Source organism: Methylobacterium gossipiicola (assembly GCF_900113485.1).
In the GTDB taxonomy this organism is placed as follows: domain Bacteria; phylum Pseudomonadota; class Alphaproteobacteria; order Rhizobiales; family Beijerinckiaceae; genus Methylobacterium; species Methylobacterium gossipiicola.
In genome coordinates this window covers 39,679-56,235 of sequence record NZ_FOPM01000019.1, presented here as the reverse complement: position 1 = coordinate 56,235, position 16,557 = coordinate 39,679, and the positions used below count along the sequence as shown (strand labels likewise).

The following is a 16,557-nucleotide window of genomic DNA, read 5'->3' as shown; positions in this document are numbered from 1 at the left end:
GCCCCGTGCCGCCCGCGAGAGCGGCACGGGATCGATGCGTAGTGCTCCGTCAGGCGGCCCGGAGTTGCGCCAGGAAGCGGTGCACCTCGGCGTCGAGGTGTTCGGCGTCGTGGGAGACGGACGTGGCGACGGAGAGCACCCGCCCGGCCTCGCCGCCGGCCTTCTGGGCTGCGTCGGCGACCCCCCCGATATGGGACGTGACCTCACCGGTGCCGGCGGCGGTCTGATGGATGTTGCGCACGATCTCCCGGGTGGCGGCGCCCTGTTCCTCCACCGCGGCCGCGATGGCGTTCGAGATGCCGCTCAGGTCGCCGATGCGCCCCGCGATGGCGCCGATGGCCGTCACGGCCTCGCCGGTCGCCGCCTGGATTCCGCCGATCTGCGAGGCGATCTCTTCCGTGGCCTTGGCGGTCTGGTTGGCGAGTTCCTTGACCTCGGCCGCGACCACGGCGAAGCCGCGTCCGGCCTCGCCGGCCCGGGCCGCCTCGATGGTGGCGTTGAGGGCCAGCAGGTTGGTCTGGCCCGCGATGCCGTTGATCATCGCCACCACGTCGCCGACCCGGGCCGCCGCCTGACTCAGATCCCGCACCAATTCGGCGGTGCGTCCGGCTTCCGCCGCGCTCGCCCGCGTCAGCGCCGCCGCGTTGTCGACCTGACGGCCGACCTCCGATACCGAGGCGCTGAGTTCCTCCGCCGCCGCCGCCACGGCGGCGACGTTGGTCGACGCCTCCTCCGCGGCCCGGATCACGGCGCCCGAGCGGTCGGCGGTGTCGCCGGCCATCCGCGACATGGTGCGGGCAGTGTCCTGCAGTTCGCCCACGGATGTCGCCACGGTCCGGACGATTCCGCTGAACGTCGCCTCGAAGGATTTCGCCAGGACCTCGGTTTGGCCACGGCGGGCGGCTTCGTGCAGCCGGGTTTCCTCGGCATGACGCTCCGACACGTCCCGGGCGAGGTTGGACTTGAAGGCTTCGAGGCCGCGGGCGAGGTCGCCGACCTCGTCACGGCGCTCTTGGCCGGGGACCGTCGAGGCGTAATCGCCACGGGCGATACGGTCCATGGCTTCGCCGACCGAGCCGTAGCCGCGCACCAGCGCCTCGTAGGCGAACCAGCCGAGGGCCAGGAAGCTCGCGACGGTGGCCGTCAGCATGGCCACCACGACGGCGAAGTAAACGTTCGCCCGGGCTTCGTCCGTCGCCACGGCGGCGTCGGTCCGTGCCTGCATCAGCCCGTAGAACGCGTCGAGGGGCTTCATGATCTGCGCCTTGAAGGCGTGATAGGTGTCGGAATGAACGAGGTCGATCGCCCGGTTGCGGTCCCGGACTGCGTCCGGCTGGGTCAGGGGCCGACCCGCCTTGTCCTTGCCCTCGACGAGATTCATCGCCTCGACTTCGAGCTGGACCAATCCGTCCGAATTGCGGACCGACTCGGCCAGCATGTCGTATTCCTTTTGCGAGAAGCCGAGGCGCTTCATGAGGTCGAGCATCGAGACGGTCTCGCCGTCCGGGCGCGGCTTCGCCACGCCGGCCGCGACGAAGTCCCAGTAGATGCGATGGTATTCCTCGGGGCGCGGCGCATGGCCGGCGCGAATGTCGAGGATGCGCTGGTACTGCTGCTTATAGGTCGCCTTGCCGGTCACGACGTAGGTGCGGCCGAGGCGAGTGAGGTCGTCCGAGCTCTGCCGGATTTCGTCGGCGAGGAGGATCGATTTCTGTCGCGTCTCGTGCGCTGCGCTCACTTGAGCGACGGATCGACCATAAAGGAGGATGGACCCCGCCAGGAGCAGGCTAGAGACCAGCATAGCCATGACGAGGCCGACAAACTTGCGGGATAAACTCATTGATCAGCCCCTAGTTAGTGGGATCTGCCTACGAGAGAGTGGTTAACTGTTCGGCAAAATGATGAAAGAACGGGCATCTGGCGGCGTGTGGACCACCCGGGGGGCATCTGGACAAGTCCCTTCCGAAGGAGACCGAAACATTCGCGGCGCGCGATCGGGTCTATCGTCGATGCCTTCGGCAGGGACGGCAGGCACCGAGCCTTGACCGCACCGCACCGGCTTCCCACTCTCTGGAGAATACAGGACGGGGGACGGCCGATGCGCGGCAGGGCGGTGATCGGGTGTCTGGTGTTGGGCGGGATCGCCCTGCTCCTCTATCTCCTGGCCGACGTGATGCTGCCGTTCGTGGCCGGCCTCGCCCTGGCCTACCTCCTCGATCCCATCGCCGACCGTCTGGAGCGCCTCGGACTTGGGCGGCTGACGGCCTCGCTCTTCATTTTGGCGATGTTCGTCGTCGTCCTCGTGGTGGCGCTTCTCCTCGTCGTGCCCCTCGCCGCCAGCCAGACCGCGGCCCTCGTCGCGACCCTGCCCGGCATGGTGGCGCGGCTGCAGGGCATCCTGACGGACCAGGCCGGCCCACTGCTCCGGCGCGTCGGCGGCGCCGACGTGCTGAACGACCTGCAATCCTCCGTCGGCACCCTGGTGGGGCAGGGCGGCACGTGGTTCCTGGCCTTCCTCAAGTCCCTGTGGTCGGGCAGTCAGGCGCTGATCTCCATCGCCTCGCTCTTCGTGGTCACGCCCGTGGTGGCGTTCTACCTCCTCGTCGATTGGGACCGGATGATCGCGGCCCTGGACAGCTGGGTGCCGCCGCGCCACCGCGCCGTGGTGCGGCGCCTCGCCCACGAGATCGACGGTGCCGTGACCGGCTTCGTGCGCGGCCAGACCCTTGTCTGCCTCATCCTCGGCACCTTCTACGCCGTGGGCCTGTTCTGCGTCGGACTGAACTTCGGCGTGCTCATCGGCCTCATCGCCGGTTTCCTCACCTTCATTCCGTATGTCGGCACGCTGACGGGCTTCCTGCTCTCCGTCGGCGTCGCCCTGGCGCAGTTCTGGCCGGGCTCCGACTGGCTGCATATCGGTCTCACCGTCGCGGTGTTCGCCATCGGGCAGTTCCTCGAGGGCAACATCATCTCGCCCAAGCTCGTCGGCGAATCCGTCGGTCTCCACCCCGTCTGGCTCATGTTCGCCCTCCTGGCCTTCGGAACGCTGTTCGGCTTCCTCGGCCTGCTCCTCGCCGTGCCCGTGGCCGCCTCCATCGGCGTGGTGGTGCGCTTCGCCCTGAGCCGCTACCTGCAGAGTCCGCTCTATCACGCGGACTCCCCGGTCCTACTGCCCAACCGTGAGATCTGATGGCCCCCCGCGAAAACGCGCCGCCGAAACAGCTCGCCTTCGACCTGCCGGCCGACCCCCGCTACGGTCGCGAGGACTTCCTCGTCGGCCCCGCCAACGCGGCGGCCTACGGCCTCGTCGAGGCTTGGCCGGCTTGGCCCGACACGGTCTGCCTCCTCGTCGGGCCGCCCGGCAGCGGCAAGAGTCACCTCGCCTCGATCTGGGCGACGCGGGCGCATGCCTGGACCGTCACCTGTGCCGAGGTCCAGGCGGCTTCGGTGCCCCGCCTCGTCTCCAACGGCGCCCTCGTGATCGAGGATATCGACCGGCCTGAGGGGCGCGACGAGGCGGCCCTGTTCCATCTTCTCAACCTCGCCCGCGAGCGCGGTCGGCCCGTCCTCGTCACGGCCGCGCAGCCCGTGGAGGCCATGGGGCTCGCCACCGCCGACCTGCGTTCGCGCCTGCGTCTCGCGCCCGGTGCCAGCATCCTGGCTCCCGACGACGCCCTGTTGCGGGCGCTCCTCGTCAAGCTGTTCGTGGATCGTCAGCTCGTGGTCGACCTCGCCGTGGTCGAGGCCCTGGCCCTGCGCATCGACCGCTCGTTCGGCCTCGCCCGGCGCGTGGTCGCCGAACTCGACCGCGATGCCCTCGGACGTGGCCGGCGGATCACCCGACCCCTGGCCCTCGCCGTGCTGGCCCGCCTCGGCCTCGACGGCGGCGACGAGGCGGACGAGAGCGAGGACGATTAGGCGGGGCGGCGGCAGCCCATCCCCACTGAATACCCAGGACTGTCGTCGAACCGTCAAGAATCATGGCGCCTCCCGTGCTAGGGAGCCGCCCCGCAGCCTTCAGGAGAAGTCCCTTGGCGGATATGGAAACGGACGCGCCCGCATCGGAAATCGGCCCCAACGCGGGTGAGGGCGTGCCGACGACGGCCCGGCCCCGGTCCGCGCGGCCGGCGCCGAAGCGCGTCGCCCGGGACAGGGCCGCCGCCTCCGACATCCCGGTGGATGCGGCCCCCGATGTCGATCTGCCCCTGGCGGAGGCGCCCGTGGCCGAGCCGGAGCCCGCGCGTCCCGCCGAGGCGGATGCCCGCGGCACCGTGCGCGAGGCCGGCTTGGCCCTTCGTCATTCCCCCGAGCGATTCGTCAACCGCGAACTGTCCTGGTTGCAGTTCAACCGCCGGGTGCTGGAGGAGGCGTCCAACCCCAACCATCCGCTGCTCGAACAGCTGCGCTTCCTCTCGATCTCGGCCAACAACCTCGACGAATTCTTCATGGTGCGTGTCGCCGGCCTGCACGATCAGGTCCGGTCCGGCCTCGTCGCGCCCTCGCAGGACGGTCTGAGCCCGGCCGAGCAGCTCGCCCGCGTCGGCACCGACGTGTCGCGCCTCGCCCTCGACCAGCAGCAGCGCTGGCGCGAATTGCGCGGCGAACTCCTCGGCGTTGGCATCGAACTCGTGGAGCCCCTCGGCCTCACCCCCGAGCACAAGGTCTGGCTGGAGGAGTATTTCCTCAGCCACGTCCTACCCGTGCTGACGCCGCTCGCCATCGATCCGGCCCACCCGTTCCCGTTCATCCCGAATCTCGGCTCCACCATCGCCCTGATGCTCATGCGTCCGCGCGACGGCCGGGTGCTGCGCGCCCTGATTCGCCTGCCGGCCCTGGTCGACCGCTTCGTGCGCCTGCCCGATTCCGAGGGCGACCCCACGGCGCGATTCATCGCCATCGAGCAGGTCATCGTCCTGTTCACCGGGCGGCTGTTCCCCGGCTATGTCCTACGCGGGCACGGGGCGTTCCGGGTGATCCGCGATTCCGATCTCGAAATCGAGGAGGAGGCGGAAGACCTCGTCCTGCATTTCGAAACGGCCCTGAAGCAGCGCCGGCGCGGCGTCGTCATCCGCCTCGAGGTCGAAGCCGGCATGTCGGAGGATCTGCGCGCCTTCGTGACCGACGAGCTCGAGATCGGCCCCGATGCCGTGTTCCTCACGGAGGGGATGCTGGCCCTGAACGAGCTGTCGCAAATCGTCGGAATCGACCGGCCGGAATTGAAGTTCAAGGCCTACAATCCGCGCTTTCCCGAGCGCATCCGCGAGAGCGGCGGCGACGTGTTCGCCGCCATCCGGCAGAAAGATTTCATCGTCCACCACCCCTACGAGTCGTTCGACGCGGTGGTGCAGTTCCTCGCCCAAGCCGCCCGCGACCCCAACGTGGTGGCGATCAAGCAGACCCTCTACCGCACCTCCTCGAACTCCCCCATCGTAGCGGCGCTGGCGGAAGCCGCCGAACTCGGCAAGTCGGTGACCGCCCTCGTCGAACTGAAGGCCCGCTTCGACGAGGAGGCCAACATCCGCTGGGCGCGCAACCTCGAAAAGGCCGGCGCCCAAGTTGTGTTCGGCTTCGTCGAACTCAAGACCCACGCCAAGCTGTCGATGGTGGTGCGTCGCGAGGGCGACAAGCTCGTGAGCTACTGCCACGTGGGGACGGGCAATTATCACCCGATCACGGCGCGCATCTACACCGACCTGTCGTTCTTCACCGCCGACCCGGTGGTGGCCCGCGACGTCTCGCGCATCTTCAACTACATCACCGGCTACGCCGAGCCCGCCGGGCTCGAGCGCATGGCGGTCTCGCCCCTGACCCTGAAGCCGCGCCTGCTGGAGAACATCGAGGCCGAGATCGCCCACGCCAAGGCCGGGCGCCCGGCGGCGATCTGGATCAAGTGCAACTCGCTGGTCGATCCGCAGATCATCGACGCCCTCTACGATGCCAGCGCCGCCGGCGTGCAGATCGACTGCGTCGTGCGGGGCATCTGCTGCCTGCGGCCCGGCATCCCCGGCCTGTCGGAGACGATCCGGGTGAAATCCATCGTCGGGCGCTTCCTCGAACACGGGCGGATCTACGCCTTCGGCAACGGCGTCGGCCTGCCCCACCCGAAGGCCACGGTCTACATTTCGTCGGCCGACCTCATGAGCCGCAACCTCGACCGCCGGGTCGAAGCCCTGTTGCCGATCACCAACCCGACGGTGCATCAGCAGGTGCTGGATCAGATCATGCTGGCCAACCTCCTCGACAACCGGCAGAGCTGGCGTGTACTGGCCTCCGGTGCGAGTGAGCGGATCCAGCCGGCCGAGGGCGAGGAGCCGTTCAACGCGCACAAGTACTTCATGACGAATCCGAGCCTGTCCGGGCGCGGCAAGTCCTCGAAGAAATCGAGTCCCCGTGCCTTGAGCCGCCGGGCTCAACGCGCCTGACGACCGCTTCCGAAGGAACTCGCATGGCTCTCCACCATGCCGGCCCCGCCCCTGTCGATACCGGCGTCGAGTCCGTCTCGACCCTGGTTCGGCGCGAGCCCGTGGCCATCATCGACATCGGCTCGAACTCCGTGCGGCTCGTCGCCTATGACGGGCTGACCCGGGCGCCGACGCCTCTCTACAACGAGAAGGTGCTGTGCGGGCTGGGCCGCAATGTGCTCACCACGGGCCGCCTCAACGAAGAGGCGGTCCAACGCGCCCTCGTGGCGCTGGCCCGCTTCCGGATCATGTGCCAGATCATGCACGTGACGCGGGTGTTCGTGCTGGCCACCGCCGCGGCGCGCGATGCCGCCAACGGACCGGAATTCCTCGCGGCGGCGGAAGCCGCCTGCGGACACCCCATCGAACTCCTGTCGGGGCGGCGCGAGGCCGAATTGTCGGCCCTCGGCGTCGTGTCGAGCTTCCATGCGCCGGACGGTGTCGTCGGTGACATGGGCGGCGGCTCCCTCGAACTCGTGGACGTGCGCGGCGCCACCGTCGGCATGGGCGTGACGATGCCCCTCGGCGGCCTCGCCCTGCAGGACCTCTCGGGCAATTCGCCCAAGAAGGCCATCAAGATCGTCCGCGAGCACCTGAAGAAGGCCGCCCCGCAACTCGAGACCCTGCGGGGGCGCAGCTTCTACGCCGTCGGCGGCACCTGGCGAGCCCTGGCGCGCCTGCATCAGGCCGCGCGCGGCTACCCACTCCATGTCATGCACGGCTACAGCGTCGAGCCCTCGGACGAGCTGAACTTCCTCGAAGTGGTGGAGCGCACGGACGCGGCCCTGCTCCAGGACGTCGAGAGCGTCTCCGAGGCGCGCCGGCCGCTCCTCGCCTACGGTGCCGTGGTGTTGGAGGAAATCCTCCGGGTCGGGCGACCACGCGAACTCGCGGTCTCGGCCGCCGGGGTGCGCGAGGGCCTGCTCTACGAGCGCCTCGACCGCGATGCGCGCCTGGCCGACCCCCTGCTGGTGGCGGCGGCGGAACTCAACGTCCAGCGCGCCCGCTCGCCGGGCCATGCCGCCGACCTCATCGCCTGGACCGACCGGTTCATCGCCACCCTCGACGGGCCGGAGACGGCGGACGAGCGCCGCCTGCGCCACGCGGCCTGCCTGCTCTCGGATATCGGCTGGCGGGCACATCCCGACTATCGCGGCGAGCAGAGCGTCAACGTCATCACCCATGCGGCCTTCGTCGGCATCGACCATCCGGGGCGGGCCTATCTGGCGCTCGCGGTCTACTTCCGTCACGAGGGCGTCGCACCGGAGAAGGCGAGCCCGATGCTGCGCGGCCTCGCCGGAGCCCGGCTGTTCGACCGCGCCCGCCTGCTCGGCGCCCTCCTGCGCCTCGCCTTCCCGCTGACGGCCGGGATGGAAGGGACCTTGAGCAGTTTGCCCATCGAGATCGCGGATGGCCGCGTCGTCCTCACCCTGCCGGCCAATCGCGAGGCCCTGGCGGGCGACCGTATCCTCGGCCGCGTGCGCGGCGTCGGCCGCGTCATCGGCCTCGACGGTCGCCTCGCGGTCGCCTGATTGTCCGGATCGAGACCCATGCAAGCCCTCCAACTCTTCGGCGACCGCGACCTGCGCGTGACCGACATCGAGGCTCCGGCGGCGCCCGGCCCCGGCGAGGTCCAGGTCCGGGTGCGCGCCGTCGGCCTCAACTTCATCGACGTCTGGGGCTTTCGCGGCATGGCCTTCGCCAAGCGCAAGCTGCCCCTCACCGTGGGAGCGGAAGCGGCGGGCGAGATCGCCTGTGTCGGCGAGGGCGTCACGGATCTGCGCGTGGGCGACCGCGTGGCTCTCTATGGCGCCCAGACCTGCGGTCATTGCCGGGCTTGCCGCGAGGGGCGCGACAACCTCTGCGAGGACGTCGCCGGTGTCATGGGCTTCCACATCGACGGTTTCGCCCGCGAACGGGTCACCATGCCGGCCCGCCTCGTGGTGCCGATCCCGGACGGCGTGAGCTTCACGGATGCCGCCTGCGCACCCATCGCCTTCGGCACCGTGCAGCATATGCTGTTCGACAACGCCAAGCTCGAACCCGGCGAGAGCGTCCTCGTGCATGCCGGCGGCTCCGGCATCGGCACGGCGGCGATCAAGATGGCGAAAGCCATCGGCTGCACGGTGTTCACCACGGTGGGCGACGACGCGAAGGGCGAGAAGGCACGGGTCTTGGGGGCCGACCACGTCATCAACTACCGGGAGGAACGCTTCGAGGGCGAGGTTCGCCGCCTGACCAAGCGCAAGGGCGTCGATGTGGTGTTCGAGCATGTCGGCCCCGACACCTGGAACGGCTCGCTCCTGTGCCTCAAGCGCGGCGGGCGCCTCGTCACCTGCGGCTCGACCTCGGGCGTCTCCACCACCATGAATTTGATGCAGCTGTTCCAGCAGCAATACCGCATCACCGGCTCGTTCGGCTGCTCGATCGCCAACATCCGCCAATCGCTCGCCAAGATGGCCGAGGGCCTCACCCCCGTCGTCGATACGGTGCTGCCGCTGGCGGATTTCGCGCGAGGGCTGGAGCGCCTCGAATCACGCCAGGTCTTCGGCAAGATTCTCGTCACCCTGTAAGGTCGACGGACGACAAAGAGCCGTAAGGGTGCACCGCCGCGAAAAAATGATCTAAGCGGGGAGGGTGGAGCGTCGTCCGGAGCGCTCCCCCGCACGGGAACCGCCTTGCTTCGTCTCGCCCTGGTCTTGAAACGTCACCTTCCACGCCTCGCCGGGCTGGCGATGATCCCCCTGATCCGAACCCTGTTCTGGTTGGCACGCCGCCTCGGAACCGATCGGGCGAGCCGGGTCGGCGGGCGCCTCGTCCGCATCATCGGCCCGTTCCTGCCGGCCCATCGCACGGCCATGGCCAACCTCGCCCTCGCGTTTCCGGACCTCGATCCGGCGGCGCGTCGGGCGCTCGCGGCGCAGGCCTGGGACAATCTCGGGCGCACGGGCGCCGAATACGCCCACCTGCACACCCTGTTTGATTTCGACGAGAGCGATCCGGCGAGCCAGCGCATGCAGGTCTCGGGGGAGGGCCACTTCGCGGATCTGCGCGACGACGGCAAGCCGGGGCTCATCTTCTCGGCACACCTCGCCAACTGGGAGTTGCCGGCGATCTGCGCCGCCCGCTACGGCCTCGACGCCACGGCGATCTTCCGCCCGCCCAACGACGCGGCCTCGGCCCGCCTCGTTCAGGAGGTGCGTCGCCAGACCATGGGCGGTCTCGCGGCGGCGGGGCAGGGCGCCGTCTTCGCCATGCAGGGCGTGGTGGAGCGCGGCGGCCACCTCGGCCAGCTCATCGACCAGCATTTCACCCGGGGCGTCGTGGTCGAGTTCTTCGGCCGCCCCGTCCTCGTCAATCCGCTGCTCGGCAAGCTCGCCCGGCACTACGAATGCCCGGTCCACGGCGTCCGGGTGGTGCGGGGCGAGGGCGCGCGCTTTTCCCTCGAACTCACCCCGCCCCTCGAGCTGCCGCGCGACGCCACCGGCGCCATCGACGTCCAGGGCGCCATGCAGGCCATGACCCGCGTGGTCGAGGACTGGATCCGCGAGAATCCCGGCCAGTGGCTGTGGATGCACCGCCGCTGGCGCCCGTCCATGCTGCCGAAGCCCAAGGCCCCGGCCGCTTGATCCGGTGTTCGAAGCGCCAAGCCCTTCGCGGGTTCAGGCAAGTATCTTGAGACACTGGCCCTGGAGTCTTCGTCGGGCTCTGCCCGACACCCGCCAAAGGGCTTGCCCTTTGGAATCCCAGGACCAAGACTCAGTCGATCCACTCGCCGGCGCGCATGACCGGAATCGCCCGGCCTTCCGCCGTGAGGCCGTCGACGTCGATCTCGGCCGAGCCGATCATCCAGTCGATATGGATGAGGCTGCGGTTGGCGCCGCGCGCCGCGAGATCGTCCTCGCTGAAGTCCGCGCCGCCGTTGATGAAGCACTTGCTGTAGGCTTGGCCGAGCGCGATGTGGCTCGCGGCGTTCTCGTCGTACAGGGTGTTGTAGAACAGCAGCCCCGAGGCCGAGATGGCGGAAGAGGCCGGCACCAGGGCGACTTCGCCGAGGCGGCGGGCGCCCTCATCGGTCTCCAGCACCTTGGCCAGGACATCGCCGCCCGTGCGGGCCTCGGCCTCGACGATGCGTCCGCCCTCGAACCGCACCGTGATGCCGTCGATGAGCGTGCCCTGGTAGGACAGGGGCTTGGTGCTGGTGACGACGCCGTCCACCCGGTCCTTGTGAGGCGTGGTGAACACCTCCTCGGTGGGGATATTGGCGTTGCAGGTGATGCCGTTGCGCGAGACCGAGGCGCCGCCGCACCATTCGTGGTCGTCGGCGAGCCCCACGGTGAGGTCGGTGCCGGGACCGGTGAAGCGCAGGGCTGCGAAGCGATGGGCGTTGAGGGCGCCCATGCGCGCGTGGAGGGCGGCGTTGTGCGCGTCCCAGGCGGCGATGGGGTCGGGACCGTCGACCCGCGAGGCGGCGAAGATCGCGTCCCACAGGCGGGCCACGGCGGCCTCTTCGGGGAGATCCGGGAACACCGTGCGGGCCCAGGGCGTGGTCGCGGCCGAGACGATGGTCCAGTTCGTGGCGAAGTTGGCGATGAGTTCGAGGGCCGGCACGTAGGCTTTCGAGCGCGCCCGGTTGGCGCGCGACACCCGGGCCGTGTCCTGGCCGGCGAGGAGCGACGGGTCGTCGCCGGCCACCGCGAGGCGCGCGGCGCCGTTGCGGTAGGCCTCCGCCATGCCGGCATAAAGCCAGCCGGCGGCGGTGTCGAAGGCCTCCTCCGGCGCGTGGGCGAACCGCGCCAGGGTGGCGGCATCGTCGGAATAGAACGTCGTGACGAGGGAGGCGCCGGCCCGGTAGGCCTGCTCTGTGATCGCCCGCACGAGGGGGACGGTCTCCAGGGGCGCCGTGATCACGAGTTCCTGGCCGGGCCGCAGCCCGAGACCGACCTTCACGGCGACTTCCGCGAGGCGCTCCAGACGCTCCGCATGGACCGTCGGGGCCGTACCCGTTCCGCCGGTCTGTCCGTGTGTGTCCATGCCGCGTCTCCTTCGCCCGACTTCGGTCTCCCCAAAATCAGGTCTCGGAAGCGCAGGTCAAGCGGCGCGCGACCAGGTGATCTCGCCGAGGTTCTCGCGGAAGGCGAAACGCAGGAGGTGGTCCGAGACCACGTTCTCGAGGCGCGTCAGGGCCGCCGGATCGGGGGTCGCGACCTTCATCAGCAGGGCATCGGCCTCGGCCTCGAAGGTGCAGACCCGGTCGTCGCCGAACGGCACGCGGCCGGCGGCCTCCGTGGCCTCAACGGGGAATTTGTGGCTCCAGTGCCGGCAGAGCTGTTTGAGGTAGCGGCTCGCTTCGGCCGTGGGAACGCGCGCCTGGGAAATCGGCATCGTCAGAGTCTCCTTCGTGCCCCCACCGGGGCGATATCGCGTCGCAGCGCGGTCAGATCCTTGGGGTGATTGAAGCGGTGCAGGGGTTAAGGCTGGGTAACCTGCCGCACCGCACCGTCCGCAAAACCACCATCCGCACACATCCTTGGCGCCATTGGCGTCCAATTCATGGCGCGTCGCGAAAAACAATCTGGCCGGATTTGGTGCGACGCACAATGATAAGTTTGCAAGGGGTGTTCCGGTTCCGGCAAAACATCGTCCGTGTCAGCCGGATGGCAAGGGTGGTGGTCCGGCGTCGCCCTCCGGCACCACCACCTTGCCCGGATTGAGGAGGCCATGCGGATCCAAGGCCGTCTTGAGGCGGCGCATGAGGTCGAGGGCGACGGGGTCGGCGTAGCGGACGAGTTCGTCGCGCTTGATCAGGCCGATGCCATGCTCGGCCGCGATGGAGCCGCCCAAGGCATGGACCACGTCGTGCACGATGCGGTTGAAGCGGCTCCATTCCCCGAGGAAGGCCGCGCGGTCCATGCCGACGGGCTGGCTCAGGTTGAAGTGGATGTTGCCGTCGCCGAAATGCCCGAAGGCGCAGACCCGCAGACCCGGCATCGCCGCTTCGCAGGCTCGGGTCGCGGTGGCGAGGAATTCGGGCAGGCGCGACAGCGGCACCGAGACATCGTGTTTGATCGAGCCCCCCTCGCGCCGCTGCACCTCGGAGAGGTTTTCACGCAACGCCCACAGGGCCTGGTTCTGAGCCTCGCTGGCCCCGAGGGCCGCATCCTCCACGAGACCGGCCTCCAGGGCCTCTTGGAGGGCCGCCGCGAGGGCCTCGCCGGCCGGGGCGTCGACCCGCGTCGAGGAGAATTCCACGAGGGCATAGGTGCCGTGCGGGCCGGAGAGCGGCGCCGTCGCGCCGGGCGTGTGGCGTAGCACGATCTCGAGGCCGAAGGGCGGGATCACCTCGAAGGCGGTGAGATCGTGCCCGGCCCGGTCGCGCAAGCGTTCGAACAGGGCCAGCGCGGCGGTCGGATCGGCGAGGCCGACGAAGCCGACGCCCCGGCTCGCGGGTTTCGGGAACAGCTTCAGGACCGCCGCCGTGATGATCCCGAGCGTCCCCTCCGAACCGACGAAGAGGTGTTTGAGGTCGTAGCCGGCATTGTCCTTGCGCAGGGCCTTGAGGCCGTTCCAGACCCTGCCGTCGGCCAGCACGACTTCGAGGCCGAGGACGAGGTCGCGGGCGTTGCCGTAGGCCAGCACCGCCGTGCCGCCCGCATTGGTCGCGAGATTGCCGCCGATGCGGCACGAGCCCTCTGAGGCGAGCGACAGGGGAAACAGCATGCCGGCCCGGTCCGCCGCCGCCTGGACCTCCGCCAGGGGAACGCCCGCCTCCACCGTGATGGTGGCGTTCGTGGCATCGATGGCTCGCACCCTGTCGAGGCGGGCGAGCGACAGGACGAGGCCGCCCTGGGGCACGCCGCCGCTGACGAGGCCGGTGTTGCCACCCTGCGCCACCACCGGCACCCCGGCCTCGGCGCACAGCGCCACCACGGCGGCGACCTCCGCCGTATCGGCCGGGCGCGCAACGGCCAGAGCGCGGCCGCGATGCAGCCCGCGCGTCTCGACGAGGTAGGGCTCCGTCTCGTCCGGCGCCGTGAGCACGTGGGCCGCCCCGAGGCGGTCGGTCAGGGCGGCGAGGAGGTCGGGGGAGGCGGGCACGGGTGATCTCGCGAGACGGTCTCGAGGCGCATCCGGGATGGCACGGCCGGGTGCTCCTCCTATGATAGGGGGCGAAAGGCCTCCGTGCAGGGTGGAGCGCCGTCAGAACCGGAGGTCCCCAGGCGATGCTGTCCGTGATTCCCAATCCGCCGCGTATCGCCCTGCCCATCGTCGGCAGCGCGGACTTGTTTCCCGTGCGGCGCGTCTACTGCGTCGGGCGCAACTATGCGGCGCATGCCCGCGAGATGGGCAAGGACCCCGAGCGCGAGCCGCCGTTCTTCTTCATGAAACCCGCCGATGCCCTCCAGATCGTGACCGGCCCGGAGGCGATCGACCATCCCTATCCGCCGCGGACGGAGAATTACCATTTCGAGGTCGAGATGGTGGCGGCCCTGTCGGTGGGGGGCGCCGACATCGCGCCCGCCGCCGCCCTCAACCACGTCTACGGCTACGCCGTCGGCCTCGACATGACCCGCCGCGATGTTCAGGACGAAGCCAAGCGCCTCGCCCGGCCCTGGGATCTGGCCAAGGCGGCCGATGCCTCCGCGCCCATCGGACCCCTGCATCCGGCCTCCTCCATCGGGCACCCGGCCCGCGGCGCCATCACCCTCGACGTCGACGGTACGGAGCGCCAGCGCGGCGATCTCTCGGACATGCTGTGGACTATCCCTGAGCAGATCGCCTACCTGTCGGCTTATTTCACCCTGCATCCGGGCGACCTCATCTTCACTGGCACGCCCTCGGGGGTCGGCGCCGTGGCGCGGGGTCAGTCCATGCGGGCGGCCATCGACGGACTCGGCGCCATCGAACTCCGGGTGGTGTGAGGATGCTGCTCGACCGGCCCCTCCTGCGGCGGCTGTTCCACCTCGGTGCCCTCGCGACGCGCGGGATGACCCTGGGGGTGCGGGGCGCCGCCATCGATGCGCAGGGCCGCGTCTGCCTCGTGCGCCACACCTACGTGCCCGGCTGGCACCTGCCCGGCGGCGGCGTCGAGGTGGGGGAAAGCGCCGTGGCGGCGATGCTCCGTGAGTTCCGCGAGGAGGCCGAGATTATCGTCGGTCCTGGGCGGGGTCTGGTCGATTCGGGGCAGGGCCTGCGCCTGCATGGGTTCTACCACAACGAGGCGGCGGCCGGTCGCGACCACGTCGCGCTCTACGTGGCGACCGCCTTCCGGGTGGCGGGACCGAAGCCGGCGGACCGGGAAATCGCCGAATGTGGCTTCTTCCCCCTCGACGCCCTGCCGGCCGGGACGACGAGAGCCACCCAGGCCCGCCTCACCGAAATCCGCGACGGCACGCCGCCCGCCGCGCGGTGGTAACGGGTCGGCCGGCGCGCCGGCTATGGAATCGTCGCAGGGGCACTTGCAACGCTCCGCGGAATGGTGTTTAGAGACGCCGTCCGGGGCCGCCGGCGGTTCTCTCCACCAGCGGCGCGGTTGTGAGCGGGTGTAGCTCAGGGGTAGAGCACAACCTTGCCAAGGTTGGGGTCGAGGGTTCGAATCCCTTCGCCCGCTCCAGTTGAACCGAGACGAAGCGAGGTCGCGGCTCTTGAGGTCGGGACATTACAGGAGAGAATAACACGAGGCAGCCCCAGGCTACCATCGTGGTGTGAGCGGGTGTAGCTCAGGGGTAGAGCACAACCTTGCCAAGGTTGGGGTCGAGGGTTCGAATCCCTTCGCCCGCTCCATTCTTTTTAAGAAATCTGTATCTCGTTTGAACGGTCCTTACGGGCCGTTTTTGCGTTTGGGACTTTATCCGCCGCTGCTGCGGCGCCATAGCCCCGGCCTGTCGAAAATCCCCGTCCGGGCTGAAGAACGGCAAAACGTCGCGAACAATTTGCGGAACCGCACGTTGGGAGGGCAGGGCCGGGCGGTGACGCGCGATCGGGCAGGGTGTGCCCGCTTTTATGTCATCCGTTCCATCGTCTCAGCCTTCGCGTCCCGGATGCCGCGCCCATCCCCAGGGCCGGGCGTATCCAGGCTCACGTTCACGACCGTTTTCCCAGGAGTTCCCCTTGGCCGTCACACCCGTACGCACGCCCGTCGCCACCAGCATCGAGCCCCACAGCACCGTCCTGCTGAATCAGGTTTCCTGGGGCGCGATCTTCGCCGGGGCCATCCTCGCCCTCGTGGCGCAGATGATCCTCAACATGGTCGGCCTCGGTATCGGCATGGCGACCCTCGACACCACGGGCAACGACACGCCGTCCCTTGCCGGCCTGTCCACGGGCGCCGGTCTGTGGTGGGTCGGCTCGGGCATCGTCGCCTCGCTCGTCGGCGGCTTCCTCGCCGGGCGCCTGTCGGGCAAGCCGGCTGGCGGAACCAGCGCCTATCACGGCCTCGTCTCCTGGGCGGTCACCACCCTGGTCATTGTCTATCTGCTCACCTCGGCGGCCGGCAGCCTCGTCGGTGGCGCCTTCGGCGGCCTGTCGAGCGTGATCGGTGGTGCGGGTTCGGCCCTCGGCGGTGCCGCCCAGACGGCGGCCCAGACCGCCGCGCCGTCCCTCACCAAGGTGACGAATCCCCTCGACGGTATCGAGAAGCAGGTGCGACAGACCTCCAACGGCCAGGACCCGGCCGCCTTGCGCGACACCGCCGCTCAGGCCGTGCGCGCCTACCTCTCGGGTGACGCGGCCCAGCAGGCCGAGGCCGAGGCCCGCGCCACGGAGGCCCTCGCCAAGGCGCAGAACATCTCCCCCGAGGAGGCCAAGGCCCAGGTTCAGAACTATCGCAAGCAGTATGAGCAGACCGCCGCCGAGGCTAAGCAGAAGGCCACCGCCGCCGCCGAGACCGCCCGCAAGGCGGCCGCGCAGGGTGCGCTCTACGGCGCCCTCGCCCTCGTCCTCGGCGCCCTCGCGGCCTTCCTCGGCGGCCGCTTCGGAGCCGTCTCGCCGGCCCGGGTCGACGGCCTGCGCCGCGACTGATCCCACCACCCGTCGGTTTTGGCCGGCGGCGATACCGGAACGAAAGAAGGCCCCCGGATCGCTCCGGGGGCCTTCC

At 69.6% G+C, this 16,557-nt stretch carries 13 protein-coding genes and 2 tRNA genes; 11 read left to right on the top strand and 4 right to left on the bottom strand.

The genetic code is table 11. The annotated features are described in order from the left end of the window. Positions 1-49: 49 nt before the first annotated feature. Positions 50-1,738 carry a methyl-accepting chemotaxis protein gene (locus tag BM249_RS15745; RefSeq protein ID WP_244528802.1) on the bottom strand — a complete coding sequence of 563 codons (1,689 nt, stop codon included), beginning with the start codon at positions 1,736-1,738 and terminating at the stop codon, positions 50-52. Positions 1,739-2,098: 360 nt separating this feature from the next. Between BM249_RS15745 and BM249_RS15740 the strand changes: the two genes are divergently transcribed. The 6 genes from BM249_RS15740 (at position 2,099) to BM249_RS15715 (ending at position 10,090) form a co-directional block, all read left to right on the top strand. After that, on the top strand, positions 2,099-3,190 hold the full coding sequence (locus tag BM249_RS15740; protein WP_091973685.1) for an AI-2E family transporter: 1,092 nt from the start codon (positions 2,099-2,101) through the stop codon (positions 3,188-3,190). Beyond that, a complete protein-coding gene (locus BM249_RS15735; RefSeq protein ID WP_091973681.1) occupies positions 3,190-3,918 on the top strand; it encodes a P-loop NTPase family protein in 729 nt (242 codons plus the stop codon). Before BM249_RS15740 ends, BM249_RS15735 begins: the two co-directional genes overlap by 1 nt. Before the next feature lie 122 nt (positions 3,919-4,040). Then, complete coding sequence (locus tag BM249_RS15730; RefSeq protein ID WP_244528804.1) at positions 4,041-6,422, top strand: RNA degradosome polyphosphate kinase; 2,382 nt, start codon at positions 4,041-4,043, stop codon at positions 6,420-6,422. A gap of 23 nt (positions 6,423-6,445) precedes the next feature. Continuing rightward, the gene (gene ppx / locus BM249_RS15725; protein ID WP_091973678.1) at positions 6,446-7,993 is read left to right on the top strand and encodes an exopolyphosphatase; all 1,548 of its coding nucleotides are present in this window, start codon (positions 6,446-6,448) and stop codon (positions 7,991-7,993) included. An 18-nt stretch (positions 7,994-8,011) separates the two neighbouring features. Continuing rightward, complete coding sequence (locus tag BM249_RS15720) at positions 8,012-9,034, top strand: zinc-binding dehydrogenase (RefSeq protein WP_091973675.1); 1,023 nt, start codon at positions 8,012-8,014, stop codon at positions 9,032-9,034. Between the two features lie 105 nt (positions 9,035-9,139). Next, positions 9,140-10,090 carry a lipid A biosynthesis lauroyl acyltransferase gene (locus BM249_RS15715; RefSeq protein WP_091973672.1) on the top strand — a complete coding sequence of 317 codons (951 nt, stop codon included), beginning with the start codon at positions 9,140-9,142 and terminating at the stop codon, positions 10,088-10,090. Between the two features lie 130 nt (positions 10,091-10,220). On the opposite strand, the gene BM249_RS15710 is transcribed toward BM249_RS15715, so the two are convergent. The 3 genes from BM249_RS15710 to BM249_RS15700 form a co-directional block, all read right to left on the bottom strand. After that, complete coding sequence (locus BM249_RS15710; protein WP_091973669.1) at positions 10,221-11,495, bottom strand: aminopeptidase; 1,275 nt, start codon at positions 11,493-11,495, stop codon at positions 10,221-10,223. Positions 11,496-11,552: 57 nt separating this feature from the next. Next, complete coding sequence (locus BM249_RS15705) at positions 11,553-11,846, bottom strand: DUF2218 domain-containing protein (RefSeq protein ID WP_091973666.1); 294 nt, start codon at positions 11,844-11,846, stop codon at positions 11,553-11,555. A 264-nt stretch (positions 11,847-12,110) separates the two neighbouring features. Beyond that, entirely contained in the window at positions 12,111-13,559 is a 1,449-nt protein-coding gene (locus tag BM249_RS15700; protein WP_091973663.1) for an FAD-binding oxidoreductase, read from the bottom strand. 125 nt (positions 13,560-13,684) lie between these two features. On the opposite strand from BM249_RS15700, the gene BM249_RS15695 reads away from it, so the two are divergent. The 5 genes from BM249_RS15695 to BM249_RS15675 all read left to right on the top strand — a co-directional run bounded on the left by BM249_RS15695 (position 13,685) and on the right by BM249_RS15675 (position 16,481). Beyond that, complete coding sequence (locus BM249_RS15695) at positions 13,685-14,383, top strand: fumarylacetoacetate hydrolase family protein (protein ID WP_091973659.1); 699 nt, start codon at positions 13,685-13,687, stop codon at positions 14,381-14,383. Positions 14,384-14,385: 2 nt separating this feature from the next. After that, positions 14,386-14,877, top strand: a complete 492-nt coding sequence (locus tag BM249_RS15690) for an NUDIX domain-containing protein (protein WP_091973656.1) — start codon at positions 14,386-14,388, stop codon at positions 14,875-14,877. Positions 14,878-15,000: 123 nt separating this feature from the next. Next, a tRNA-Gly gene (locus BM249_RS15685) sits at positions 15,001-15,075 on the top strand. A gap of 95 nt (positions 15,076-15,170) precedes the next feature. Beyond that, positions 15,171-15,245: transfer RNA gene (locus BM249_RS15680), tRNA-Gly, on the top strand. A 327-nt stretch (positions 15,246-15,572) separates the two neighbouring features. Next, positions 15,573-16,481, top strand: a complete 909-nt coding sequence (locus tag BM249_RS15675) for a PhnA-like protein (protein WP_091973653.1) — start codon at positions 15,573-15,575, stop codon at positions 16,479-16,481. Positions 16,482-16,557: the final 76 nt, after the last annotated feature.